This is a genomic window from Streptomyces yerevanensis, assembly GCF_000716805.1.
In the GTDB taxonomy this organism is placed as follows: Bacteria; Actinomycetota; Actinomycetes; order Streptomycetales; family Streptomycetaceae; genus Streptomyces; species Streptomyces flaveus.
Map to the genome: position 1 here is coordinate 48,661 of NZ_JNWJ01000037.1, position 25,512 is coordinate 74,172.

20 protein-coding genes are annotated in these 25,512 nt (G+C 70.1%); 15 read left to right on the top strand and 5 right to left on the bottom strand.

Features of this window, described 5'->3' with window-relative positions:
- Position 1 precedes the first annotated feature (1 nt).
- Complete coding sequence (locus OP79_RS31925; RefSeq protein WP_245685522.1) at positions 2-1,381, bottom strand: hypothetical protein; 1,380 nt, start codon at positions 1,379-1,381, stop codon at positions 2-4.
- Between the two features lie 377 nt (positions 1,382-1,758).
- On the opposite strand from OP79_RS31925, the gene OP79_RS31930 reads away from it, so the two are divergent.
- Positions 1,759-2,496 carry a DUF1963 domain-containing protein gene (locus tag OP79_RS31930; protein WP_157857391.1) on the top strand — a complete coding sequence of 246 codons (738 nt, stop codon included), beginning with the start codon at positions 1,759-1,761 and terminating at the stop codon, positions 2,494-2,496.
- A gap of 232 nt (positions 2,497-2,728) precedes the next feature.
- Here the strand turns inward: OP79_RS31930 and OP79_RS31935 are convergent, their stop codons facing one another.
- Together OP79_RS31935 and OP79_RS56485 are read right to left on the bottom strand one after the other, a co-directional pair.
- Entirely contained in the window at positions 2,729-3,442 is a 714-nt protein-coding gene (locus OP79_RS31935; RefSeq protein ID WP_033325128.1) for a GNAT family N-acetyltransferase, read from the bottom strand.
- A gap of 90 nt (positions 3,443-3,532) precedes the next feature.
- The gene (locus OP79_RS56485; protein ID WP_033325129.1) at positions 3,533-3,742 is read right to left on the bottom strand and encodes a hypothetical protein; all 210 of its coding nucleotides are present in this window, start codon (positions 3,740-3,742) and stop codon (positions 3,533-3,535) included.
- A gap of 236 nt (positions 3,743-3,978) precedes the next feature.
- Between OP79_RS56485 and OP79_RS31945 the strand changes: the two genes are divergently transcribed.
- The 3 genes from OP79_RS31945 (at position 3,979) to OP79_RS31955 (ending at position 9,734) form a co-directional block, all read left to right on the top strand.
- Positions 3,979-4,665 (top strand): DUF4328 domain-containing protein, encoded by a 687-nt coding sequence (locus OP79_RS31945; RefSeq protein WP_051745077.1) that lies wholly within the window; start codon positions 3,979-3,981, stop codon positions 4,663-4,665.
- A gap of 454 nt (positions 4,666-5,119) precedes the next feature.
- Positions 5,120-6,160: a LacI family DNA-binding transcriptional regulator gene (locus OP79_RS31950; protein WP_033325130.1), complete on the top strand. Its 1,041-nt coding sequence runs from the start codon at positions 5,120-5,122 to the stop codon at positions 6,158-6,160.
- Positions 6,161-6,461: 301 nt separating this feature from the next.
- Positions 6,462-9,734 (top strand): alpha-L-rhamnosidase, encoded by a 3,273-nt coding sequence (locus OP79_RS31955; protein ID WP_051745078.1) that lies wholly within the window; start codon positions 6,462-6,464, stop codon positions 9,732-9,734.
- A gap of 129 nt (positions 9,735-9,863) precedes the next feature.
- Here the strand turns inward: OP79_RS31955 and OP79_RS31960 are convergent, their stop codons facing one another.
- Together OP79_RS31960 and OP79_RS31965 are read right to left on the bottom strand one after the other, a co-directional pair.
- Positions 9,864-10,871: a DUF6745 domain-containing protein gene (locus tag OP79_RS31960; RefSeq protein WP_033325161.1), complete on the bottom strand. Its 1,008-nt coding sequence runs from the start codon at positions 10,869-10,871 to the stop codon at positions 9,864-9,866.
- Between the two features lie 74 nt (positions 10,872-10,945).
- Positions 10,946-11,272 (bottom strand): hypothetical protein, encoded by a 327-nt coding sequence (locus OP79_RS31965; protein WP_033325131.1) that lies wholly within the window; start codon positions 11,270-11,272, stop codon positions 10,946-10,948.
- 183 nt (positions 11,273-11,455) lie between these two features.
- Here OP79_RS31965 and OP79_RS31970 point away from each other — a divergent pair, with 183 nt between their 5' ends.
- The 11 genes from OP79_RS31970 (at position 11,456) to OP79_RS32020 (ending at position 25,512) form a co-directional block, all read left to right on the top strand.
- Positions 11,456-12,409, top strand: a complete 954-nt coding sequence (locus OP79_RS31970; protein ID WP_033325132.1) for an STM4015 family protein — start codon at positions 11,456-11,458, stop codon at positions 12,407-12,409.
- A 7-nt stretch (positions 12,410-12,416) separates the two neighbouring features.
- Positions 12,417-12,608 carry a hypothetical protein gene (locus OP79_RS56125; protein ID WP_033325133.1) on the top strand — a complete coding sequence of 64 codons (192 nt, stop codon included), beginning with the start codon at positions 12,417-12,419 and terminating at the stop codon, positions 12,606-12,608.
- Complete coding sequence (locus OP79_RS31980) at positions 12,589-13,773, top strand: STM4014 family protein (RefSeq protein WP_078492137.1); 1,185 nt, start codon at positions 12,589-12,591, stop codon at positions 13,771-13,773. The genes OP79_RS56125 and OP79_RS31980 overlap by 20 nt, the downstream gene beginning before the upstream one ends.
- A gap of 1 nt (position 13,774) precedes the next feature.
- Positions 13,775-14,593, top strand: a complete 819-nt coding sequence (locus OP79_RS31985) for an STM4013/SEN3800 family hydrolase (RefSeq protein WP_033325134.1) — start codon at positions 13,775-13,777, stop codon at positions 14,591-14,593.
- Positions 14,590-15,972, top strand: coding sequence for an STM4012 family radical SAM protein (locus OP79_RS31990; RefSeq protein ID WP_033325135.1), 1,383 nt, complete (start codon positions 14,590-14,592; stop codon positions 15,970-15,972). The genes OP79_RS31985 and OP79_RS31990 overlap by 4 nt, the downstream gene beginning before the upstream one ends.
- Before the next feature lie 9 nt (positions 15,973-15,981).
- On the top strand, positions 15,982-16,839 hold the full coding sequence (locus tag OP79_RS31995) for an STM4011 family radical SAM protein (protein WP_033325136.1): 858 nt from the start codon (positions 15,982-15,984) through the stop codon (positions 16,837-16,839).
- A 182-nt stretch (positions 16,840-17,021) separates the two neighbouring features.
- Positions 17,022-19,991, top strand: a complete 2,970-nt coding sequence (locus tag OP79_RS32000) for a glycoside hydrolase family 30 protein (protein ID WP_033325137.1) — start codon at positions 17,022-17,024, stop codon at positions 19,989-19,991.
- Between the two features lie 358 nt (positions 19,992-20,349).
- Positions 20,350-20,883, top strand: a complete 534-nt coding sequence (locus tag OP79_RS32005) for a hypothetical protein (RefSeq protein ID WP_051745079.1) — start codon at positions 20,350-20,352, stop codon at positions 20,881-20,883.
- 113 nt (positions 20,884-20,996) lie between these two features.
- Positions 20,997-22,751, top strand: coding sequence for a S8 family serine peptidase (locus OP79_RS32010; protein WP_033325138.1), 1,755 nt, complete (start codon positions 20,997-20,999; stop codon positions 22,749-22,751).
- A gap of 279 nt (positions 22,752-23,030) precedes the next feature.
- Positions 23,031-24,716: a ribonuclease J gene (locus OP79_RS32015; protein WP_033325139.1), complete on the top strand. Its 1,686-nt coding sequence runs from the start codon at positions 23,031-23,033 to the stop codon at positions 24,714-24,716.
- Positions 24,717-24,795: 79 nt separating this feature from the next.
- Positions 24,796-25,512, top strand: coding sequence for a polyamine aminopropyltransferase (locus OP79_RS32020; RefSeq protein WP_033325140.1), 717 nt, complete (start codon positions 24,796-24,798; stop codon positions 25,510-25,512).

Consider the following 25,512-nt stretch of genomic DNA (forward strand, 5'->3'; position numbering starts at 1 on the left):
GTCACCACTGGCTCCGTGCGACCGCCAGGCCGGCTGGTTCTCGGTGGGCGCGGCGGCGTCGGTGGCGGCGCACCAGTGCGGGCAGCCACGGCACGGCGCCGAGCACGGACAGGAGCGACAGCAGCGGGATGCGCCACCAGGCCGAGACCTGCGACGGTGGCGGAGGTTGCTCCTTGGCCACCCACGGTCGTGCGGTCTTCGACCATGCCAGGAAGGCGTCACCGACCGGGACCAGGCCGAAGGCGTACCGCTTGGTCCATGGGGTGTGGATCGGCAGGCCGGCTACTTCGCTTACGCCTGCCAGCGCGGCGGCGAGGGGGGCGTCGCCGTGGACCTGGGCCGCGCCGATGGTGACCACGCTCGCCGACAGGCTCACGCCGAGCGGGAGCGGGCCGGAGTCGACGTCGGCCGGGCCGTCCATGCCGTCGGGGTACTCCCGCACGGCCGGCCCGAGGCCGAGAGGCGAGGCGATGTACCGGTTGCGGAAGTGCAGGTATTGCTGACGGGCGAAGACCGGGTCGATGTCGATCAGGAAGCGCTGAATGAGGCTCTGCGAGGTGCCCCTGGCCACCTCAATCGGGTCGCCGGTGTCCGGGGCGGCCCGGTGCGGGAGCAGTCCGGTGCGCGGGTCGAGCCGCTGGCGCACCTCGCGCAGCCACCGCTGGACGGTTTCGGTGAACCGGTCGGGCAGCAGGGTGTCGTGCAGCCGCAGCGATGCGATCGCCACGGTCGAGTCGACCGGCCACGCCTGACCGAGGTACGCCTCCAGATACGGCGACCTCGAGGCGTCGAAAGCCGCGCCGAGCGCGGCCGAGTCCCGGGTGAACCGCCGTACCTCGGCCTGATCGCGCTGCCCGGCCGGTTGCAGGCTCAGCACCCCGCCGCGCAGCCAGTTGCTCCAGCCTCGGTGGAAAACGCCGTACGGCGGGGTGAGGCTCGGGCTGAACGGGGCACGGCCGGACGGAGAGTCCAGCCGCCGCAGCGCCCACCGTGCCTCTCGCAATGCCGTCGAACGCTCGCCGACCGGTTCGCGCATCCCGATCTCGACCCAGCTCAGACCATAGAGCGCGTGCAGGAAGAAGTAGCCCTCGGGAAACATCCCCTGCGCCTCGCCGCCGGCCCCGTCGTCCAGCGCCTCACGCAGGAACGCCAGCTGCTGCCGGACCCCGGGCGGCTCGCCGTCCGTGCCCGCGGTGGCGGGCACGACCAGCCGCACCGCGCCGAGCAGGGCACAGACGCTGACCAGCACCGCGACCAGCCGACGCGACCAGCGCAGCACACGACGCCCTGCCGACGGCGGTGAGGGCCGGTCGTCGGTGCGCCCCGCCTCGGCCTCCGCGCCGGGACCGGTGTCGGCCGTTACCTCTGTACCGATCTCCAACCCATGACTCCCTCGTCGTCATCTGGCAGTGCCACCGCCATGCACGACGCGAGTGCCAACAACGAGGTTCCCTCCATGTCCTGCGACAGTTGGGGTGGCGTCTTCGCCGTCGTCGTGCGCCTGGCCCGCCGCCCGGTCCCGCTTCTCCTGGACAAGGACGGGCGGGCTGGGAGTGGGGGCGCTGCGGCAGACGCCGTTGCCGTGTGCGCAGCGGCGGACACGGCACGAACGGCCGAGGGCCGCGGGGCCTGTTCCGGCGTCTTGAAACGCCCGTCAGTGCGGGCCGGGTCGGTCAGGGCGGCGTCGGTCGTCCGGCCCCCAACCGGTTCACTTCATCGCGGCAGGTGGTCATGATCGCCCCAGGCATACTCTGCGACATGAATGCGATGGATCCATTCCGCAACGAAGCCCGCAGCCGCGACTTACCGGAGGACGAGGTCGAGCGATGGCTCGGCACCGTCCGTCCCTGCGCGATGCTGGGCACCGCTGGTGAGGCGCCGCCCGGCAGCCCGGTGGCCGGACGACTCGGCGGGCTGCCGCCGATGCCCGAGGACGAACCCGTTCCGCGCCTGCCGTTCCTCGCCTCGGTCGACCTCGCGGCCATCCCGCCCGGCGCGACGGACATCCCGCTCCCGAAGGAGGGCACGCTGCTCTTCTTCGCGAGCACGGAGAACCCGTGGAATGGCCGCGAATGGTCCCGGCTCGTCTACGTCCCGGTCGGCACGCCCGTCTCCGAACGCCGTCCGGGCGGCGAGTACCAGCCGCCGGTCCACCCCACCCAAGATCTACATCTGATGATCGAGCCCTCGCTGCCCAACCGCGGCTACGCAACCGAGGAGTTCCCGCACGCCGGCGACCTGGGGGAGGTGTGGTGGGAGACCTGCGACGAGATGCAGACGGGCGGAACGGTGCAGATGGGCGGCTACCCCTGGGTCTGGAACGCGGATCCAACCACGGACTACGACCACGGCCCGGGCGACTGGGTGCTGCTCGCCGAACTCGGCGGCGAGGATCTGACCGAAGGTGACCTGGGCATCATCGACTGGGTGATCCGCCGGGACGACCTGGCCGCCCGCCGCTTCGACCAGGCCCGGGCCTGCTTCGACATGACCTGACGCAGCCTCAGGCGAGGCGCACACCCTCGCGGAGACCGCGAGGCTCGGCTCCACCCGCGCGCCCGGCACGATCAGTGTCCGGTAACACTGATGCCTCTGCTCCTCTTCCTCTACGGCCTGGACGAGTCCGTGCTGCCGCCAGGCACGCCGCCGACGTTCCACTGACCTCTCGCAGGGATCAGCACACATCGCCCCCGACAACACTCCGAAGAGATCAGCAGGCACTCAAAGGTCAGCCGATGGGTCGAAGCACGCGCACCGTCATGTGCATGCGGTCGCGGAAGCCGAGGTGCTCGTACAACCTGCGCGCGCGGGAGTTGTCCGACAAGACGTGGAGGAACGGCCGCCGCCCACTCACGACGATGTCGTGCACGAGCGAGCGGGTGATCGCCCCGCCCAGGCCGCGACCGGTATAGCCGGCGTCCGTGCACACGGCGCTGATCTCCGCCCATTCGCCAGGGTGCATACGCTCGCCAGCCATGCAGACGAGCTCGCCCTCGTCCCACAGCCCGCGGTAGCCGCCCAGTTTGACCGTCTCATGCTCGAACGGGCCGGGATGGGTGCGCTCGGCGAGAGCCACCATGGCGTCGACATCGTCGGAACCGAGCGGTGTGAACGCCGGGTAACCGCCCTCCGGGCGTGAGCCGAGCGCGGCCGCCGACGAGCCCCACACCATCTGGGAGCCGGACAGCACCTGCAGCTCCTGCCAGCCGGGCGGGGTCTGCGAGCAGACGACGGCCACCGTGTCGCTTCCCGTCACCTCGGCGAGCTCGTCCCACGCGGCCGGATCCCGCTCGTCCGCGACCGCGGCGAACGGAGAGACCGAGGACCGGTACCGCCGAGCCTTCTCACCGCCCACGGCATGGGCGGCATCGGCTCCCGTGAGCGAGAACCAGACTGGATTGTCGAGCTGGGCCGCACGCTCGGATCGGTGGCGCTCGGCCATTCGTACCTCTTTCCGGAGATCTGAATTCGATACTCAAGCGGCGGGGACCGGAAACGGAACGACAGTCACCGCGCCAGTCCCCGACCCTACTCAGATGGCGACCATGCCCGCGTCGACGTTGAGGACGGTGCCGGTGACGTAGCGCGATGCGGCGGATGCCAGACACAGGACGGCGTGTGAGGTGTCGTCGCGTTCAACAGAGATCGCCGGCAAGACAGTTGCGTAAGGCGCCTGGTAGCCGGCCGCGAAGTCGATCAGGGCGAGCCTCTTACCCGGCCTGCCATAGATCAGCGCTCGCACCGGCCCAAGGTCGAGGCATCGAAGCCACGGAGGCCGACATGTCGTCCAGAGCGACGCACAGACGCAGGTCAACGCCGAAGACGTCACCCTGGCAAGGACCGGCGCCGACCGGTAAAGCCCGCGGCCGGTAGCGGCTCTCGCGACGTGAGAGCCGCTGGGCCACAGGCCGGTCCCCGCCGTGTCACAGGACGGTCCGGCGATGGTGCCCGACTGCCCGCGTCGGCAAGGATGACCGGGTGAACGATCACCTAGCAGAGAACGCCTCCGCCCCGCGCCCTCCGCGCGGGGCGGCCCGCTGTGCCGAGGCCGCCCTCGCCCTCGCGGGCGTGGCCTGGACGGCGCGGGCCGTGTGGCAGATCCGCCTCGCCGCGGCCGGTGAGCCGGCGTCCGGGCCGCCCGACCAGGGCAACGGCAATCACCGCACGCCGACCTCGCTGGAGGACGCGTACCACATCGTCAGCGCCGTGGGAGACATTGCCACCGGGCTCTGTGCGCTCGTCTTCCTGCTCTGGCTCGTGCGCGCCCGCGACAACGCCCGCGCCCTCTCGGGCGAGCGCCCGCGCTACTCCTGGCCCTGGATCTACCTGGGCTGGATCGTCCCCGTCGCGAACCTCTGGGTGCCCCGCGGCATCGTCGCCGACGTGCACCGCGCGAGCGCCCCGGGCGAGCCGCTGCCCCGCGCCCTGAACTGGTGGTGGGGCCTGTGGCTGACCGGGATGCTCAGCGGGGCGGGCCTGATGTACGCCGACTCCACGGACGAGGTCATCGCGCGTGCCTACACGGACATCTGGCAGCTGCTGCTCTCCGACGCGGTGGTTGTGGCCGCGGCCGTGGCGGGCGTCCTCGTGGTACGGGCCGTCACCGTGGCGCAGACCGGGCGTACGGCCGACGCCGTACGCCACGACACCGCCCCAGCAGCGTGAAACCGAGCGGCTACCGTCGCTGTCTCACACACCGACACCCGGACAACTACCGCCGTTGGAGGCACGCATGGCCGTATCGCCTGCCGCCGCAGAGCGGACGGGCAGCCGGCCGGGACTCGAACCCGCGGCCAAGCCCGCCGTGTCGAGCACCGTCCCGCCGCCCCGTTCCCGGAACGGCGGGACCGATCGCCCGTCTACGACTCGTCCAACGATTCGACAGCGGCTTTGGGGCCCTCCGGTCGCGGTCGACCACCTCTGACACCGTGGGCCGCCCGGCTGTGGCGCAGCCGCCCGTTGACGAGCCCCGTCATGCGATCTCCCTTCGTGTAACGTTCCACGAAGGGATGCCCAAAAGATTGAAGCGAACAGACCGGAGCCGTCAAGTCATCCGCGAATAACGTTCCGGGAACGCCAAAAGGGGCAGAGCGGCGCATGACAACGGAGGTGCGCACCAGTGCAACCGGCAGGCGGCTCGAAGAGGGCCACCATCACCGACGTCGCGCGCAGTGCGGGCGTGTCCACCTCCGCGGTGTCGAAGGTGCTGCGCAACGCCTACGGGGTGAGCCCCGCGATGCGTGAGCGGGTGCAGACGGCCATGGCCGAGCTGGGCTACCGCCCGCACGCCGCCGCCCGCGGCATGAGGGGCCGCACCTACACGATCGGTGTCCTGCTCGCGAGTATCCGCAACGCCTTCTACGCCGACCTCCTGGACGGCGTGAACGCGGCTCTGCGGAACACCGAGTACGCGCTGTTCATGGGCTCCAGCGGCTCCTCCGAGATGGAGGACCAGACCAAGCTGATCCACGCCATGGTGGACCGGCGGATGGACGGGCTGATCCTGATCGCGCCCGCCGTTCCCCGCGCGGAGGTGGTGGGCATCGCCGCCGAGGTGCCGACGGTGGTGATCGGCCACCACGACCCCTCGCCGGCGTACGACTGCGTGGTCAACCAGGACGGGGCCGGCGTCGACCTGGTCGTGGACCACCTGGTCGGACTCGGGCACCGGGACATCGCGCACGTATCGCATCCGACGGTGCGCGGCAGCCAGTGGGAGCAGCGGCCCGAACACCACGTCCGGGCCGCCTACCGCGAGGCGATGGCCCGGCATGGTCTGACAGACCTGGCCCGGGTGGTGCACTCCGGGTACTCGGACGAGGGCGGCTACCGCGGCGCCATGGAGCTGCTCACCTCCACGCGCCCGCCCACCGCGATCTTCGCCGGCGCGGACGTGGCCGCGACCGGTGTCTTCCGGGCCGCCGCCGAGCTCGGTCTGCGCATCCCCGGCGACCTCTCGCTCGCCGGATACAACAACACCTCCGTCGCCGCCCTCGCCCCCGTGAGCCTGACCAGCGTCGACCAGGCGGGCGCCATGATGGGCGAGACCGCGGCCCGGCTGCTGCTGGAACGGATCGAGAAGCGGCGTGACCGCGCCGTCGTCACGGCCTCGACACCGCACCTGGTGACGCGGAGCAGTACCGCACCGCCCAGCGCCTGATCAACAGCCCACGCCCTCACCGCAGGGCGGACGGATCCACATCCGGCGGACGGACACCGAACCGACGCCGTGGCGAGCGGACGCAGCGACGCCGCGTGCAGGCGATCCGGTGCACGGCCTGCCGCGTCCGCCCGCCGGGAATTTCCCGCCACTCCTCTTGACGCGCCAGTCATCTCCACCTCAGGGTTGAGTCGTTTCAGCGTAGAACGTTGCACACAACACAGGAACGCATGTTGCGCCTTGCGGCGACGTCAGCCACGAACACCCACCGTATGAAACGATTCAACACTGTGGAGATGCCATGGTCCGTAAACGCTCGCTCTTGTTCGTACTCCTGAGAGGCTTTCTCGTGTTGGCCGTGGTCGGAGGCGCGGCGGTCCTGCCAGGCTCCGTGTCCAGCGCGGCGTCGGTGCGTGACGCGCCGTTCGCCGCCAAGGCCCTGTCCACCAACGGCCGGGTCAACCCGTTGGGCATCGGCGGTGAAGACCCGGTCTTCGGCTGGCAGTTGACGTCGGCCCGGCGGGCGGCTTCGCAGAAGGCCTACGAGATCCAGGTCGGACGTACGCCGCGGTCCGCCGATGTGTGGTCGTCCGGCAAGGTGGCGTCCGACCGTCAGGTCGGCGTGCGGTACGGCGGTCCTGAGCTGGAGGCGGGCACCCGTTACCACTGGCGCGTTCGGGCCTGGGACGGCAAGGGAGTTGCCAGTCCGTGGAGTGCGAGCGCGTACTTCGAGACCGGCCTGCTGGACTCCGGCGACTGGGACGGCGCCCAGTGGATCACGCGTCCTGCGGCTCCCAGTGAGCTGGACAGGTGGACCGACTACACCGCCACGGTCGAGTTCGAGCTGGACAGGGCCGCCTTCGGCATGTTCCTGCGCGCCCCGGATGTGAGCAATGGCTACATGTGGCAGTTCAGCGCCACGGGCGCCACCCCGATGCTGAGACTCCACAAGCAGGTCAAGGGCACCTACTCCGTGGTGCAGCAGGTGGATCTCGCGTCCCATGGCTTCACCAACGCAGGCCTCCTCGAGGGCAGGCACACCGTCCGCTACGACGTGGCGGGCAGCACCATCAGGACGACCCTCGACGGCAAGCCGGTCAACACCTTCACGGATTCCACGTTCCCCAAGGGCTACATCGGCTTCCGCACCCACGCGTGCTGCGAGGAACGCGGAACGGTCCACGACGCCGTCGTCACCGGCGCCGACGGCACCACCCTGCTCGACACCGACTTCGCCTCCGGACGCAACCCGTTCACCGGCGGTGAGATCGCCGACTCCGCCCTCGTCGTGTCCGGCACCACGGACGCCCTCTACCAACCCGCGGCCCGGCCGCAGCCGCTGCTGCGCAAGGACTTCGCGACCAGGAGCGGCAAGAAGGTCGCCTCCGCGCGCGTCTACGCGTCGGCACTCGGCCTCTACGAGCTGGAGCTCAACGGCAAGCCGGTCGGTGACCAGGTGCTCGCCCCGGGCTGGACGAACTATCACAAACGCATCCAGGCCCAGACCTACGACGTGACGAAGCTGCTCGCCCGCGGCGACAACGTGATCGGCGCTTCCCTGGCGGACGGCTGGTGGGCCGGCAAGGTCGGGCTCGGCTGGAGCCGCCAGTACGGGGACACCCCCGCTCTTGTGGCGAAGATGCGCATCACGTACACCGACGGATCGGTTCAGTGGATCGCCACGGACGGTTCGTGGAAGGCGGGCGACGGCCCCTACGTCAAGGCCGACCTTCAGGACGGCGAGACCTACGACGCCCGTCTGCAGCCGGCGGGCTGGAGCCGGCCCGGGTTCGACGACGCGAAGTGGGAGCCCGCCGCGAGCCTGGAGTCCCGTACCGCCCTGCTGGTCCCGCAGAGCGACGAGCCGGTGCGCCGGACCCAGGTGCTCCAGGCCCGCAAGATGACCGAGCCCACCCCCGGAACGTACGTCTACGACCTCGGCCAGAACATGGTCGGTGCGTCACGCCTGACCCTCACCGGCTCCGCGGACCAGTCGGTCAAGATCCGCTACGCGGAGGTGCTCAACAAGAACGGCACTCTCTACACCGACAACTTCCGCAGCGCCAAGGTCACCGACCGCTACACCTTCGCCGAGAACGGAACGGTGACCTACGAGCCCACCTTCACCCAGCACGGCTTCCGCTACATCGAGATCACCGGGGTGACCGAACCCCCCGCGCTCGCCGACGTCAAGGGCGTCGTATGGGGATCCGACCTCCCGTCCACCGGCACGCTGAAGACCTCGGACAGCATGCTCGACCAGCTGGTGAGCAACATCTCCTGGAGCCAGCGCGGCAACTTCCTCTCCATCCCCACCGACACTCCGGCCCGCGACGAGCGCCTGGGGTGGACGGGTGACATCAGCCTGTTCGCGCCGACGGCCAACTACCTGGTCGACACCCGCGCGTTCCTGTCCCACTGGATGGCGGACGTACGCAACTCCCAGTACGCGAACGGGGACTTGCCGGCGGTCGTACCGACTCCCCAGGGACAGTTCGGCGACAGCGGTGTCGGCTGGTCGGACGTGATGATCACCGTGCCGTACTCCGTGTGGCGTTCCTACGACGACACCCGCATCCTGCGGGAGAACTACCCCGCCATGCGGAAGTTCTTCCAGTTCGTGCGCGACAGCGCCGGAGCGGACCTGCTCGAGCCCGGCCGCACCACGTTCTTCACCGACGACTGGCTGCACCTGGACGACCCCACCGAGCAGGGCGTCCTGGGCACGGCCTACTACGCCGAGAACGCCCGCATGATGGCCGAGGTGGCCAAGGCCCTGGGCGACGACGCGGCGGCGGCCGACTACGGCAAGCTCTCCGCCGACATCCGCGACGCCTTCACCCAGGCCTACGTCGCAGCCGACGGCACGGTCAAGCGCAACTCGCAGACCGGATACGCGCTGGCCCTCGGCATGGACCTGATCTCGGATCCGGCACTGGTCGAGAAGGCCGGTGAGAAGTTCGTGGCCAAACTGGCGCTCACCGACCACCACCTGCGGACCGGTTTCATCGGCACACCGCTGCTGTTGCCCGCGCTGAGCAAGATCGGCCGCGACGACCTGGCGTACAAGATGCTGCTGCACAAGGACTATCCGTCCTGGGGTTACGAGGTCGCCAACGGTGCCACCACCATGTGGGAGCGCTGGAACTCGATCATGCCCGACGGCAGCTTCGGCCCGGTCGACATGAACTCCTTCAACCACTACGCCTACGGCGCCGTGGGCGACTGGATGTTCCAGAACATCGGCGGCCTCTCCGCGCTCGAGCCCGGCTACAAGCGCTCCAGGATCGCGCCCGTGCCCGGCGGGAACCTGACGCAGGGCTCCGGGAAACTCAAGACCGTCTACGGCCTTCTGTCGTCCAAGTGGAGCGCCCGCGACGGCGAGTTCGACCTGAAGGTGACGGTGCCGGTCAACACCGTCGCGGAGGTCCACGTGCCGTCGAAGACCCGCCAGGCGGTCACCGAGAACGGCCGGCCGGCCGACGCCGCCGAGGGAGTCAGGTTCCTGCGGATGGAGGACGGGGCTGCCGTATTCGAGGTGGGGTCGGGGTCCTACAGCTTCGGCGTCGAGTAGGCCGCGGTTGAGCCGGTGGCAGGGGGTGCGGCCGGACCGATTCTCCGCCTGCCCTGGGCGCCACCCTGTGCCCGCGCCGCACAGCCGAGGGCGTCTCGCTCTCATCGGCGCGGGCACGCCGGACCCGGCTCAGGTCTCCCTTTCCGGTGTGTAGTCGGCCTCATCCAGTCCGAAGGTCCAGGCGACGCCCTCCCGGGCGGTCCGGGTCCGTGGCGGCACTCGTAGCCAGTACGTGCGGTGGGTGCCGTCGGGCTCCGGGGTGGAGTTGAGCACTTCGACCATCACCAGTGGCTCGTCCCCCGCCAGTGCGATACGCCACAGCACACCTGCGTCGTCCCGCTGCACGGGCTCGGCTCCGGACTCCTCCAGGTAGCGCTCGTAGCCGTAGTGCTCCAGCATGACGCGGCGCAGCTCGGCGTTCTCCTCCTCACGGATCCGCTGCGGGGTCAGCCCGGCGAGTCCGTCGAGGAACTCGGCGGGGACCGGCATGCCACGCCAGGCGTGCAGCGCGAATCCGTCGGGGAAGGCGAGCGCCGGTCCGTCTCCGCGGTCGAGCCGGCCCGCCTCGTCCCGGTGCAGTTCCACGGGGCGTTCGCAGACGACCGCGGTCTTCTCGTACGGCCACCACCAGCCGGCGGCGCGGGCGACGGCGGCGATCCCGTCGAGCTCCTCCCCGCCGTCCTGGCCGTCGAAGGCCGCCAGCCAGGCCGCGTCGTGCTGCCCCAGCACGGCGTCGAGCAGCACCAGCCGGACGGCCTGCTCACCTCCCGGCGCACCGGCCAGGGCGTCGGTCACACCGGTCCGTATGCGCTCGGTCAACATGGCCGTGATGTCCCACAGCTGAGCGCCTGTCAGAGCCCAACGCTCCGCCCAGCCGGCCGGCCCGAGCCGGCCGGCGACCCGCTCCCGTACGGCGGCCCACGGCCGGGTGCGCACCGCCTCGCGGACGCTTCGGCCGGCTGTGCCCTCCGCCGTGAGCCGTGCGGCCAGTGCCGCGCCCTCGCGGGGCGAGCCCGCCCAGACGATGCGCTCCGGCTCGGGCAGGCCCGCCAGCCGGTAGGCCAGGCGTACGCCGTCCTCGGCGGTCGCGCGGTCCGCCGGGCCGGTCGCCGCGACCACCTCGCGCCACAGCGCCATCGTGTCCCTCTGCGCCGTCGTGTCCACCTGTGCCGTCTCCGTCGGTGTCGTCATCGTGCCGCTCCCCCGTTTTCTCAGTCCGCCACGACGCGCACCGCGCCGGGCGCGTACTCGCGCTGCCGCACCACTCGGTACCAGCCCTTGGGCAGCGGTATCGCCGCGTGCTCCTCGTGCACCACCCGCCCGCCGTCCGGGACATGGAGGTAGGAGGCGCCGAACGGCCCGGGCTCCCGGACCAGGGTCCCCGGCCCGACCACCGCGTGGGCGTGTCCGGTGACCTCGCCGAGAGCCAGCACGAGCCGCCCCCGCGCGTCCCGTGGCTGCCGCGGCAGCGTGTCCGTGCCCTGCGGCACGGCTGCCTCCGCGATGGGCACGATCAGGACATCCCCCTGCCGGTACATGCATGTCTCCCTTCGCCGTCGGCGCCTCGCCGACCGATGACCAAGACGCTACGCCGGGGGTCTGACAACGCCCCCGCAACAGCCCCGAACCGCGTCGGCACAGCCCGTCGACGGCGATGTCAGTGCGACTTGGTAGAAATCTCCGCACCAGCAGTTCCCGTCCACCTCAGGAGATCCACGGCCATGTCCTACGTCGAGCATCTGCAGGAACTGCACGGCCTACCGGCCTTCGACTTCCCCAAGCCCGGCGCCGGCCAGGAGCTGCCGGAGGCGGGCGCCGTGGCCTGGCGGCTGGCCATCGCCCCCTACGAGGACCCTTCGGAGGACTTCGGTGCCCTGTGGGACCGCTTCATCGACTCCGTCGACCTCGCAGGTGTCCGCGCGATCGTCGTGGGCCAGTGGGACGAGCCGTACGAGAACGACTCCAGCGGCATCGTGCAGCGCCTCGTGGACGCCCGGGACCGGCTGACCTCGCTTCGGGCCGTGTTCATCGGGGACCTGGAGATGGAGGAGGCGGAGATCTCCTGGATCGAGCAGTCCGATGTCACGCCGGTCCTCGAGGCCTATCCGCTGCTGGAGGAGTTCGGGATCCGCGGCGGCACCGGACTGCGCTTCCCGGCGGTCCGGCACAAGCACCTGCGCCGGCTCCGCTTCGAGGCCGGCGGCCTGCCCGGCGAAGTCGTGCGCGGTGTCGCCGCCAGCGAGCTCCCCGCGCTGGAGTACCTCGACATGTGGCTCGGCGTCGAGGAATACGGCGGTGACGCGACGGTCGCCGACTTCGCCCCACTCCTGGCCGGCGGACGCTTCCCGGCACTGCGCCATCTCGGCCTGCGCAACAGCGAGATCCAGGACGAGATCGCCGCCGCCGTCGCCGGGGCCCCGGTCGTCGCCCAGCTGAAGTCGCTCGACCTGTCCCTCGGTGTGCTCACCGACGAGGGCGTGACGGCGCTGCTCGGCGGCCAGCCGCTCACCCACCTGACCCGGCTGGACCTCCACCACAACTTCGTCACCGAGCCGGTGACCCAGCGGATCCGGGCGGCGCTGGAGCCGTCCGGCGTCGAGGTCGACCTGTCCGAGCCCGGCGACTCGTGGGAGGACGACGGCGTCGTCCACCGCTTCACCGCCGTCGCGGAATGAGGCCGTGATGACCCTCCCCCTGAGCGAGGCCGCGGCCGCCCGGGTCCGTACGGCCTTCGGCTCCGCCGGGACCGAGGCGGACCTGCCGGAACATCGGACGCCACACGGACCGGAGCGTCAGACGTCGCCCCGCTCGGACCATCAGACGCCACACCGCCGGCGGGACCAGGAGAGGCACCATGTCGCCGTCTCCGAATAGTCCCGCGGTGCGGCTCCCCACCCCCGGTACCGGCCTGCGGTTCGCTGTCGTCGGCAATCCCGAGAACCGGCGGACGACGATGTTCGCCGCCGCCGTCCGCGCGGTGGGCCACCCGGCACCACGCGTACTCGCCTGGCGGGACGTGCTGCGCGGGCGGTACGCCTTCACGCCGGGCGAGTTCGTACGGATCGACTCCCCCGGTGAGAACGCCGAGGTCGACCGGCTGCTGCGGGGCACCGACGATCCCGCCCGGGTCGAGGGAACGGCTCTGTGGCACCGGCGTTTCACCGCTGCGGTCCGGGAGGTGACGGGCGCGGCGCACCGTGCGGGCGCGGTGCCTTCCGCCGACCCGGAGGATGTCGCGGTGCTGTTCGACAAGCGGCGCTGCCATGCCCGGCTCGCCGCCGCGGGCGTCCCGGTGCCCTCGGCCCTGACGGGTCCGGTCGGCGGCTGGGAGGAGCTCAGGGAGCAGCTGAGGGCCGCCCGTGTCTCGCGGGCGTTCGTGAAGCCGGCCCACGGTTCGTCGGCCTCCGGTGTCGTGGCGCTCACAATGGCGGGCCCCGGCCGGGTGAAGGCGACGACCTCCGTGGAGACCGCTCCCGACGGCCGCCTGTACAACTCCCTGAGGGTGCGTCACTACACCTCGGAGCCCGAGGTCGCCGCCCTCGTCGACGCGCTGGCCCTCGACGGGCTCCACGTCGAGCGGTGGCTGCCCAAGGCGTCGCAGAGCGGCCGGGCCGCCGATCTGCGGGTGGTCACGGTCGCCGGACGTGCCACGCATTCCGTCGTACGGACCAGCCGGCACCCCATGACGAATCTGCATCTCGGCGGCGTCCGCGGCGATCTGGACATGGCACGCGAGGCGATCCGGTCCGCGGGCGGCAGCTTCGACGAGGTGCTGGAGACGGCCGAGCGGGCCGCCGCGTGCTTTCCGGGCACGCTGTGCGTCGGCGTGGACATCCTGCCGACCACGGGGTGGCGCCGTTTCACCGTCGGTGAGGTGAACGCCTTCGGGGATCTGCTGCCCCGCCTGACCGGCCTGCCCGGCAGCGGCGCCGAGGGCCTGGACACGTACGCCGCGCAGGTCGCCGCCGCACCAGCCGCCATACGGAGCGCGGTACGACGCGCAGCACGCGAGGAGCGCCACCATGACGCCACCGCTTGACATGAACGAGGTGGTGGGCAGCCACGACCTCCTGCTGGTCACCCTCGACACGCTCCGCTACGACGTGGCCCAGGAACTGGCGGCAGCCGGCCGCATCCCGAACCTGGCCCGGCATCTGCCCGGCGGCGTCTGGGAGCGCCGGCACGCTCCCGGCAGCTTCACCTACGCCTCCCACCAGGCGATGTTCGCGGGCTTCCTGCCGACACCGGCCGCACCGGGTCCGCATCCCCGGCTCTTCGCCGCCCAGTTCGCGGGCAGCGAGACCACCGCGAACGGCACCTTCGTCTACGACACTCCCGACCTGGTGTCGGGTCTGGCCACCGTCGGCTACCGCACCGTCTGTATCGGCGGCGTGGGCTTCTTCAACCAGCGGGGGCCGCTGGGCTCCGTCCTGCCCGGCATGTTCCAGGAGAGCCACTGGGAGCCGGAGTTCGGGGTGCCCTCCCCCACGTCCTTCGAGGCACAGGTGGCCCGCGCCGAGAAGGTGATCGCCAAACTCCCCCAGGAGCAGCGTCTGTTCCTCTTCGTGAACGTGTCGGCCCTGCACCAGCCCAACTGGTTCCATCTGCCCGGCGCCACCCGCGAGGCGGGCGACACACTGGCCACCCACACCGCGGCGCTCGAGTACGTGGACCGGCACATGGGGCGGCTCTTCGCGGCCGCCTCCAGCCGCCGTCCGTGCTTCGCCATCGTCTGCTCCGACCACGGCACCGCCTACGGCGAGGACGGCTACACCGGTCACCGCATCGGCCATGACGTCGTCTGGACCGTGCCCTACGCCCACTTCTTCCTGGACTCCCCCGACAAGGCGGCCCGATGACCCTCACCGATACGGCGGCCCCGCCCGCCGTCCGCCCGTACCAGCACTATGTCTACGCGTATCCGCACAAGACCGCGTACGGCCCGCTGAGCCGGGAGCAGGCGTCGTTGCGTGAACTGTGGGCGGACGAGCCGAAGGACGCCCTCTCGCTCTACTTCCACATCCCGTTCTGCGAGGTGCGCTGCGGCTTCTGCAATCTCTTCACCCGGATCGGGGCGCCCGACGGCCTGACCACCGCCTACCTGGACGCGCTGGAACGTCAGGCGGCCGCGGTGCGCGAGGCGCTGGGCGACAGGGCGCGGTTCGCCGGCGCGGCCTTCGGCGGCGGCACTCCGACGTTCCTCACGGCCGCGGAGCTGGAGCGGCTGTGCGATCTCGCCGAGCGTGGCCTCGGCGCGGATCTGACCGCGATCCCGCTGTCCGTGGAGGCCTCGCCCGCCACGGCGACCGCCGACCGGCTGGCCGTGCTGGCCGAGCGCGGCACCACGCGCCTGAGCCTGGGTGTGCAGAGCTTCGTCGACGCCGAGGCGCGATCCGCCGTACGCCCTCAGCGCCGGGCGGACGTCGAGGCGGCCCTCGCCCGGATCCGCGACGCCGGCATCCCCGTCCTCAACATCGACCTGATCTACGGCATCGAAGGACAGACCGAGGAGTCGTGGCGCCGTTCCCTGGACGCCGCCCTCGCCTGGCAGCCGGAGGAGCTGTATCTCTACCCCCTCTATGTGCGCCCGCTCACCGGTCTCGGTCGGCACCGCGACGCGGCCCTCGGCGACGCCGAGAGGAACGCCGAGAACGAGGCCGAGTGGGACGAGCAGCGGCTGCGGCTGTACCGCCACGGCCGCGACCATCTGCTCGCGTGTGGCTACGAGCAGGTGTCGATGCGCATGTTCCGCCGCCTGGGCGCCCCCACCACCGGCGGGGAGGACTACGCGTGCCAGACCGACGGCATGGTCGGCCTCGGCTGCGGCGCCCGTTCGTACACCTCCCAGCTGCACTACTCCTTCGACTACGCCGTGGACATGCACCGCATCCGCGGAATCATCGACGACTACACCGGCCGCGCGACCGACGACTTCCGCCACGCCGACTTCGGCTGGCGGATGAGCGCGGAGGAGGCCCGGCGCCGCCATCTGCTGCAGTCGCTGCTGCAGGCCGAGGGGATGCCCGTCGCGGACTACCGGACCCGCTTCGGCACCTCGCCCGGTGACGACTTCGCCACCGAGCTGGCCCGGTTCCACGACCGGGGCTGGCTGGACGACTCCGCCGCCCCGGACCTCCTGCGGCTCTCCCCCGAGGGCCTGGCCCACTCCGACGCACTGGGCCCCGCGCTGTTCTCCGCCGCCGTGCGGGAGCGCATGACCGTGTACGAAGCGAAGTGACGGAGCCGTATGGACCTCACGATCCTCTACCGTGGCCCGCTGGCGTCGTGCGACTACGACTGCCCGTACTGCCCCTTCGCCAAGCGCCGGGACAGCCGCGCCCAACTGACCGCCGACCGCGCCGCGTTGGAGCGCTTCGCCACGTGGGCGACGGCACAGCGGGAGGACCGGCTCTCCCTGCTGTTCACGCCATGGGGCGAGGGCCTGGTGCGTTCCTGGTACCGGCGCACGCTCGCGGAGCTGAGCCGGCTGCCGCACATTCACCGGGTGGCGATCCAGACCAACCTCAGCTGCCGCACCGACTGGCTGGACACAGCCGACCTGGACACCCTCGCTCTGTGGTGCACCTTCCACCCCGGCCAGACACCGTACGACCGCTTCCTGACCAAATGCCATGACCTGGCCACCCGCGGCGTCCGCCACAGCGTCGGCGTCGTCGGCCTTCCCGAGCACCTGGAGCAGGCACGTCGCCTCCGCGCCGACCTCCCCGCCCACGTGTACCTCTGGATCAACGCCGCCGAGGGGCACACGTACACGGACGCCGAGGCCGAGCAGTGGTCCGCCCTCGACCCGCTCTTCCCGTACAGCCGCCACCCGCACCGCAGCGCGGGCCTGCCCTGCCGGACGGGCGAGTCCGTCATATCCGTGAACGGCGAGGGCACGGTGCACCGCTGCCATTTCGTCCGCTCGGAGCTGGGCAACCTGTACGACGGCTCGTACCGGAGTGCACTGCGCCCTCGCGCCTGCCCTCTGACCTTCTGCGACTGCCACATCGGCTACGTCCACCTGGAAACCCTGCCGCTGTACGACGTGTTCGCGGGCGGCGTCCTGGAGCGCATCCCGGCGACGCTTCCCGGGGGAGGCTGACCGGCGGCGCCTCGACGAGAACCTCGGTTTCGTGTCTCGACGACACCGGGACAAGTCCTCAAAAGGCAGTGTCAGCACGGGGATTGACGGTGAAACAAGTGCCCTCCTACGGTTCATCCGGCAACACGAACGTGGTTCGAAATATCGAATTCTGGTGTGCTGCGAAAAGGAGTCGAAACCGGATGGGCACGCAGAGAAGACCCGGATGGATGTCGCTTGCCGCGGCAGCCGCCATGGCCCTGGCAGCAGGAGTGATCACCGCTCCCGCCGCCCACACCGCGGATGATCCCGTAGAGGTCGTAGTCAACGGAAACGACGTTCGCGGCGACAACAAGAACGGCTTGACCTACAAGGGCCTCGGCCTGCTCAGCTGCAACAGCACGACCAACCTGCTGATGGATTACAAGGCGCAGAACCCCCACCGGTACTGGCAGCTCATCAGAGTTCTGTTCGGCGGAAAGAACCCGCTGATCAACCATGTCAAGGTCGAGATGGGAACCGACACGAACACGTCGACCGGTTCCGATCCTGCGACCATGCGCACACCGGACGAACTCGCCGACGCGTCCCGCTCTCCGGGCTTCCAGCTGGCAGCCGACGCCAAGACGGTCAACCCGAAACTCAAGGTCTCGATTCTCCGCTGGGAAATGCCCGAATGGGTCCAGAACGAATGGGACAAGGGCACAGGCACCGACGAGATGTACAAGTGGTACAAGGAGACGATCCTCGACGCCTACGAGAAGTACGGGTACATGGTCGACTACGTCGACCCGGACAAGAACGAGACCCGGAATCCGGACGAGGCGTTCATCAAGTGGTACAAGAACGCGATCGTCACCGACACGGACTTCGCGAATCCGCGCTACAACATCCCGGCAGCCAAGCAGGAGAAGGCCAAGAAGGCCTACCACGACATCAAGATCATCGCGTCCGACGAGAACACCACACACCACATCGGTCCGTCCATGCTCAGCGATGCGGAACTCTTCGGCATGGTCGACGCGGTGGGCTACCACTACAACACCGACGACCGGCGCGAAGGTGCCGCCGACAGCGACACCTACCTGCCGTACACCAAGCTGGCGACCGGCAAGAACAAGTACAACCAGGACAAGGAGGTCTGGTACAGCGAAGGAACCGCCTCCTTCGGCCACACCGAATACCGCGTCAACAACACCGATGGCCCGAACGGAGCGAGCACCGGCATCGGCGGCGTCCAAAGCGCCCTCGACCTCGCGAACCGCTCCGTCAAGAGCTACGCCAACTCCAAGCGGACGCACTACATCTTCCAGCCGGCGATCGGGTCCTTCTACGAAGGTGCCCAGTACAGCCACAAGGAACTCGTCAGCGCCCGCGACCCGTGGTCGGGCTATCTCCACTACGACGCCGCCCTCTATGTGATGCAGCACTTCACCCAGTTCGCGAAGACCGGCTGGGAGAACGACACGAACACGGCGGGCATCTGGCGCACCGTGCCGGAAGCCAGTTACAGCGGGGTGAGCGGCACCGAGAACGTCGACGGCTCGAACGGGGCCCCGAGTTACATGACGCTCGCGGATCCCCGTAAGAAGGACTTCTCGACGGTCGTGGTCAACGACAGCGACCAGCCCAGGACTTACCGCGTCAAGGCCGAGAACATGCGACTCGGTTCGGATCCGACCATGGAGGTCTGGGAGACCCGTGGGCCGGACGCGGGGCAGGCTTACGACGCGAACTTCAAGCACCTCGCCGACCAGATCCGGCCCGGCGGCGACGGCTTCTACACCTACACGGTCAAGCCGCGGTCGATCGTGACCCTGACGACGCTGGACAAGAGCCGCGACAAGGCAACGAAACAACGTCTGCCCAAGTCCCTGGACCGCACGGTGCTCGACACCGACGCGACCGGCAAGAAGCGCAACACCCGCGACGACGTCCTGTACGCCGACGACTTCGGGTACGAGGAGGAGGGCAGGGTCCAGGTCGGCACGGCCGACGGCGCGCGCAAGGTGTCCCAGCCCTATCTGACGTCCCGTGGCAACCAGCCGCGCTACATGGTCGACCAGACCGGCGCCTGGGAGGTCGGGAAGGACGCGCGCGGCGACAACGTGCTGTACCAGTACATGGATCAGTCCATGAAGGACACCCACGCCTGGAACCGTCACACGCCCAACACGACGGTCGGCGACTTCCGTTGGGAGAACTACAGGGCCACGGTCGACGTCTCCTTCCCGGACCCGGCCGGCGGACTCGCCTCCCTGGGCGTCCGTCAGCAGAAGGGCATGGCGGTCAGCGACGCCGCCTACAACGTGCGTATCCGCCCGGACGGCACCTGGACGTTCTACGAGTACGGCACCGCGATCAGGACGGGAACGGTCGCGGCGTCCGACACCTACCGCCTCGCCATCGAGGCGAAGGGCGCGACGATCACGACCTTCGTCGACGGGAAAGCCGTCTCCACGTACCAGGATCCGACTCCGCAGACCGAAGGCCGCGTCAAGCTCGGCAGCGACTTCTACAAGACGGCGTTCGACAACCTGAAGGTCGAGAAGATCGACGGGTACACGCCCTACGCCAACGCCCAGACCGACAACATGGACAGCTCGGTCACGTACGACGGCGTCTGGAGCAGGAAGGCCGCACTCGGCGACGCGATGGACTGGTACCGGTCGACGTCGACGAGCACGGCTGCCGGCGCGTCGCTCACCGTCCCGTTCACCGGTACGGGCATCGACATCATCGGCGGCAACGACGGCAGCGCCGTTCTCGATGTCCACATCGACGGCAAGCCGGTCGCCAAGGACGCGAAGACCGCCGCCGTCGACAAGCGCCTCGCGACGTACACGCTCCGCGGCCTGCGGGACGGCAAGCACACGGCGAAGTTCGTCCTCAAGTCCGGAAAGATCGTTCTCGACGCGTTCCACGCCATTCCCGGCGACGTGGACGGCCCTGTGGACACGACCCCGATCCGGAGCGCCCTGGACGAGATCGGAAGTCCGGCACAGGCCGACTACACGGCCGACTCGTGGGCTCTGTTCGACTCCGCACGCTCGGCCGCGAAGGCCGCCGTGAACGGGCAGAAGGGCCTCGACGTCACCGGCGTCGAGCAGATCGAGCACAGGCTCGACGAGGCCTACGACCGGCTGGTGCGCAAGGACACCACCTCGGGCTAGCGGACACTCACCAGCGAACACTCAGCGTCACGGGCGCTCTCCTGACCACGGGAGAGCGCCTTGCTGAGCAGCGCGGCGGTGTCACTCGGACGGCGGCATGGTTCCGGACGGCGGCAGGGCTCCCGACCGGGCGAGGCCGGGCACTCGGGCGCGACGTGATGCCAGTCGGGCAGCCTTTTTCGCGGCCAGGCATCCGGGTACCGGTCGGCGGTCCAGTCGAGGGATTCCTTCTCCAGGAGCGGTCGTCCGAATTGCGGCCGGGTCGGCATCGACTTAGCTTCATGAACGTCACGTTACGTGACAGGACCGACACAATCCGTAGGTCGGTTCTCCCGTGAAGGCATCGAACGGAGCATTCATGTCGGTGATGACCGGTACCCAACCCCTGCAGCAGGTCGGCCAGCAGGCCGGCGGCACGCAGCAGGTCGCGCAGATGGTCCAGCAGGCCATCCAGCAGGCGTGCCAGCAGACGGCGCAGCAGGCCGCGCAGCAGGTGCAGCAGACCGTCCAGCAGATCCAGCAGATCCAGCAGCAGCTCCAGCAGCGGCCTGACCTGGCCCAGCAGGCGCACCCGTACCTGGCGCTCGCGCTGCACCGCTCGCTGCACGCGGGCATCCGTCAGGCTGTGGAGCAGTCCGTGCAGCAGGCGCTGCCGACCGCGATCGTGGGGCTGCTCCAGCAGAGCCAGCAGGGCCAGCAGCAGTGGGGCCAGCAGGGCCAGCAGGGTCAGCAGCAGTGGGGCGGCGGGCTCGGCCAGCAGTCCTACGGCCAGCAGCCGTACGGACAGCAGTCGTTCGGCCAGCAGCCGTTCGGCCAGCAGTCCTACGGCCAGCAGGGCCAGCAGCCCGGCTTCGGCTTCGGTCAGATGGGCCAGCCCTTCGGCATCGGCTGATCTGAGGGCGGCGTAACGCGGTGTGCCCGGGGACAGCTCCGGGCACACCGCCTCAGCGTGCAGGCGCGAGCCGCCCCCGTCGCCGGATTGGAAGCACAAGTTACGAGGTAGGCGTGGTGAAGGTGGACGTGATGGTCAAGGAAAGGCCCGAGAACAGCCGCGCGAGCGGATCCGAGGGGAACGGCGCCGGCGGATCCGAACCCGAGGGCAAGCAGGCGGGGCCGCGTGAGGAAGGCGCGCAGTCACCGCGCCCGGTGCAATCGCGCCGCGAGCGCTACATGGTGGCACCGCTGCCGCAGCATCTGCTCCCACCAGGAGTGTCCGAACTCAGCATGGACGCGGTGTGCGACCGCCTTGAGCGTATGCCCGAGGTCAAGGTGACCCGCAGGCTCCGGCCCTCGGAGAAGCTTCAATCGGCCGGGCTGTACCCCTCGTGCCCGGAGATCGCGGTCGTCGAGGCGGCCGAGGCCCAGGTGCCGGCGATGCGGTCGCTGCACGTACACATCGAGCCGGACCTGCCGCTGTCCGGCACCGGACCCGCCGTCACGCCGACCGCGGGGGTCCTGCCGCTCCGCGATCCGGCGCTGGTCGCGCCGCTGGACGAACCCGTGGAGATCTCGCTGCGCGTCCGCGGCCCGGAGGGCGAACCGCTGACCGGCGCGGGGGTGTACCTGATCGGCTCGTCATGGCCGGGGCAGGGCGTCACCGCTGCCGACGGGACGGTCACCGTCACGCTGGCCACGGAGACCGCGGAGTCCGTGCAGTCCCTCTACGTCCGGCCCGCCGGCGGCTATGCGGACCGCTGGATCAGCCGTCCCGATCTGTCGATGACCCGGGTGAACCTGATCACCCTCACACCGCTGGACAAGGTGTACCCGGGGCTGGACGAGAGGCAGCAGTACGGCTGGGGCCAGCAGGCCATGCGGCTGGACCGGCTGCCTCCCACGTTCCGCGCCTTCGGGGTCAAGGTCGCGGTCATCGGTTCGGGGGTCGCTTCCGAGCACCCCGATCTGAAGCAGCGGGTGCGCTCCGGGGTCGACCTCGTCCGCCGTACGGAAGAGGGGTGGGCCCAGGACAGGGTGGGCACCGGCACCCATGCGGCGGGCGTCATCGCCGGGGCGGACACCGGCAAGGGCGTCATCGGCATCGCGGTCGACGCCGAGCTGGAGGTCTGCCAGGTGCAGCCCGGCGGCTGCTTCAGTGACCTGATCGCCGCGCTGGACCGCTGCGTCGAGCAGGAGGTCGATGTCGCCCACATCGCGGTGGCGTCCCCGTATGCATCGGCGCTGGTCTCCCGCAAGCTCGCCGATGCCAACGCCGCTGGTATCGCCTGCGTCGCTCCGGCGGGCGACACGGGCGGGCCGGTCGCCTTCCCCGGCTCGTTGCCGACCGTGTTCGCCGTGGGCGCGCTGGGTGTCTTCGGTTCCTACCCGCAGGACACCTCCCAGGCCACCCATGCGGGACCGCAGCTGACGCCGGAAGGGCTGTTCGCCGCGCCGTTCAGCTGCTACGGCCCGGGGGTGGACGCGGCCGCTCCCGGCGTGGCAGTCCTGTCGTGCTCGCCGCAGGGCGGATACATGGCCCTCGACGGTACGGGCACGGCCTCGGCCCATGTCGCCGGACTTGCCGCCCTCGTGCTCGCCCACCACGAGGACTTCCACGGCCAGCTGCTGCCCCGAGGCCCCGGCCGGGTGCAGCACCTGTTCGACATCATCTCCGCCAGCTGCCGCCCACTGGCCGCCCCGGGCACCGCGGAAGCGGCGCGCGTCGGCCGCGGCCTCCCGGACGCCCTGGTCGCCCTGGGCCTGGCCCCCGGCGTACAGCTCGCCCCTGCCCTGTCCCCCTACGTCCCCAGCTTCACCGGCTGAGGCCCGGCTCAGGCACATCCAAACCCCTCCCCCAGCGAGATCACCGAGCGGCGCCCGCCCTTGAAGGGACGGGTGCCGCTCGGCCTGTCCCGTGCCCGTCTCAGCGGCCCCTCGCGCCGCAGCCCAGTAATCACCCATCACCTGCACCGCGGGCTGTCCCGGCCCTCCGTGTAATCCGGGTGATCCAGGGCACTCGCCGCGCATGACACCTGCCGCCGGGAAAGAAGCGAGCGAGCAGGTGGTGGATCACTCCGTCCGTCTCTCCGATAACGTCACGCTATGAGCCATCCGCATCCAGAACTCAAAGCCGCCCCGCCACTGCCCGAAGGAGGGCTGCGGGTCGTCGCCCTGGGCGGCCTGGGTGAGATCGGCCGCAACATGACCGTCTTCGAGCACGCCGGCAAACTGCTGATCGTCGACTGTGGCGTGCTGTTCCCCGAGGAGACCCAGCCCGGCGTGGACGTGATCCTGCCGGACTTCACCTCGATCCGGGACCGCCTGGACGACATCGTGGCCGTGGTGCTGACCCACGGGCACGAGGACCACATCGGGGGCGTGCCGTATCTGCTGCGCGAGCGGTCCGACATTCCCGTCGTGGGCTCGAAGCTGACGCTGGCGTTCCTGGAGGCCAAGCTCAAGGAGCACGGCATCCGGCCACGCACGGTGCGGGTGCGGGAGGGCGACCGGCGCGGGTTCGGTCCGTTCGACTGCGAGTTCGTCGCGGTCAACCACTCCATCCCGGACGGTCTCGCGGTCGCGATCCGCACCGGTGCCGGAATGGTGCTGCACACCGGCGACTTCAAGATGGACCAGTTCCCGCTGGACGACCGCATCACCGACCTACGCGCCTTCGCCCGCCTCGGCGAGGAGGGCGTCGACCTCTTCCTGACCGACTCCACCAACGCCGAAGTGCCCGGATTCACCGTCTCCGAGCGCGAGTTGAACCCGGCGATCGAGCAGGTCCTGCGCACCGCGCCCCGCCGCGTGATCGTCTCCAGCTTCGCCAGCCATGTGCACCGCATCCAGCAGGTCCTGGACGCCGCGCACCAGCACGGCCGCAAGGTCGCCTTCGTGGGCCGCTCCATGGTCCGCAACATGGGCATCGCCCGTGAACTGGGCTACCTGAAGGTTCCGCGTGGCCTGGTGGTCAGCATGAAGGAACTGGAGAAGCTGCCGGACCACAAGATCACCATGGTGTGCACCGGCTCCCAGGGTGAGCCGATGGCCGCCCTGTCCCGGATGGCCAACCGCGACCATGTGATCCGCATCGGCGAGGGCGACACGGTCCTGCTCGCCAGCTCCCTCATCCCCGGCAACGAGAACGCCATCTACCGGGTGATCAACGGGCTGACCCGGTGGGGTGCCCACGTCGTCCACAAGGGCAACGCCAAGGTGCATGTCTCCGGCCACGCCAGCGCCGGCGAACTCGTCTACTGCTACAACATCGTCAAGCCCCGGCACGTCATGCCCGTACACGGCGAATGGCGCCACCTGCGGGCCAACGGCGACCTCGCCATCCGTACCGGCCTCGATCCCGACCGGGTCGTCATCGCCGAGGACGGTGTCGTCGTCGACCTCGTCGACGGCCGCGCCTCGATCACCGGCAAGGTGCCCGCGGGCAACGTCTACGTGGACGGCATGGAAGTCGGCGGCGCCACCGAAGCCTCCCTCAAGGACCGCCTCACCCTCGCCAACGAGGGCGTGGTCACGGTGGTGGCCCTCGTCGACGCCGACACCGGCGCCCTCGCCGAGGCCCCCGACTTCCTGGCCCGCGGGTTCGTCCACGACGACGCCACCTTCGAGCCCGTCATCCCGGTGATCGAGAAGACCCTGGCCACCGCGGCCCAGGAGGGCGTCGGCGACGCGCACCAGCTCGAACAGCTCATCGCCCGCGCGGTGGCGTCCTGGGCGTTCAGGACCTACCGCCGCAAGCCCCTCATCATCCCCGTGATCATCGACGCCTGAGCCGGGCACCGGCGTACCGCGTACGGCCGTCGGCCTTCGGCCGTGCGACGCGGCATCGCCCGCAGAGAAAGGTGCCCGCATGAGCGCGCGCTTCGAAGAGATCGACTGGCGTCCGACACCCCTGGGAGACATCAGTCTCCGGCGTCGGCGGGACCCGGCGTCGGGCGACGATGTGTACGAGGTGAAGCTCGGGGACGAGTTCCTGATGTCCAGCCTCTTCACCGCGGGAGAGGTCGCGCTCGCGCGGCTCGGGCTGGCACAGCTGCCCGAGGCCGAGCTCGACATCGCGGTGGGTGGGCTCGGCCTCGGCTACACCGCCCGGACCGCCCTGGACGACCCCCGTGTCCGCTCCCTGATCGTGGTCGAGGCGCTCGGCGAGGTGATCGAATGGCACGAGCGCCACTTGGTGCCGCTCGGCGCCCGCCTGGCGTCGGATCCCCGCTGCCGACTGGTCCAGGGCGACTTCTTCGCGGCGGCCGACGATCCCGTCGGTCTCGATCCGCAGTCCCCGGGCCGCCGCTTCCACGCCGTCCTGCTGGACATCGACCACTCGCCGCGCCACGTACTGAACCCACGCCACGCGGCGCTCTACCAGCCACCAGGGCTCCGCGCCCTCGCCGACCACCTCCACCCCGACGGCGTCTTCGCCCTGTGGTCCAACGACCCGCCGGACAAGCAGTTCACCTCCACACTCGCGGAGGTCTTCGCCGCACCAGAAGCCCACGTCGTCGACTTCGACAACCCGCTCCAGGACCGCACCGCGACCAACACCGTCTACGTGGCACGAAAGAAGTAA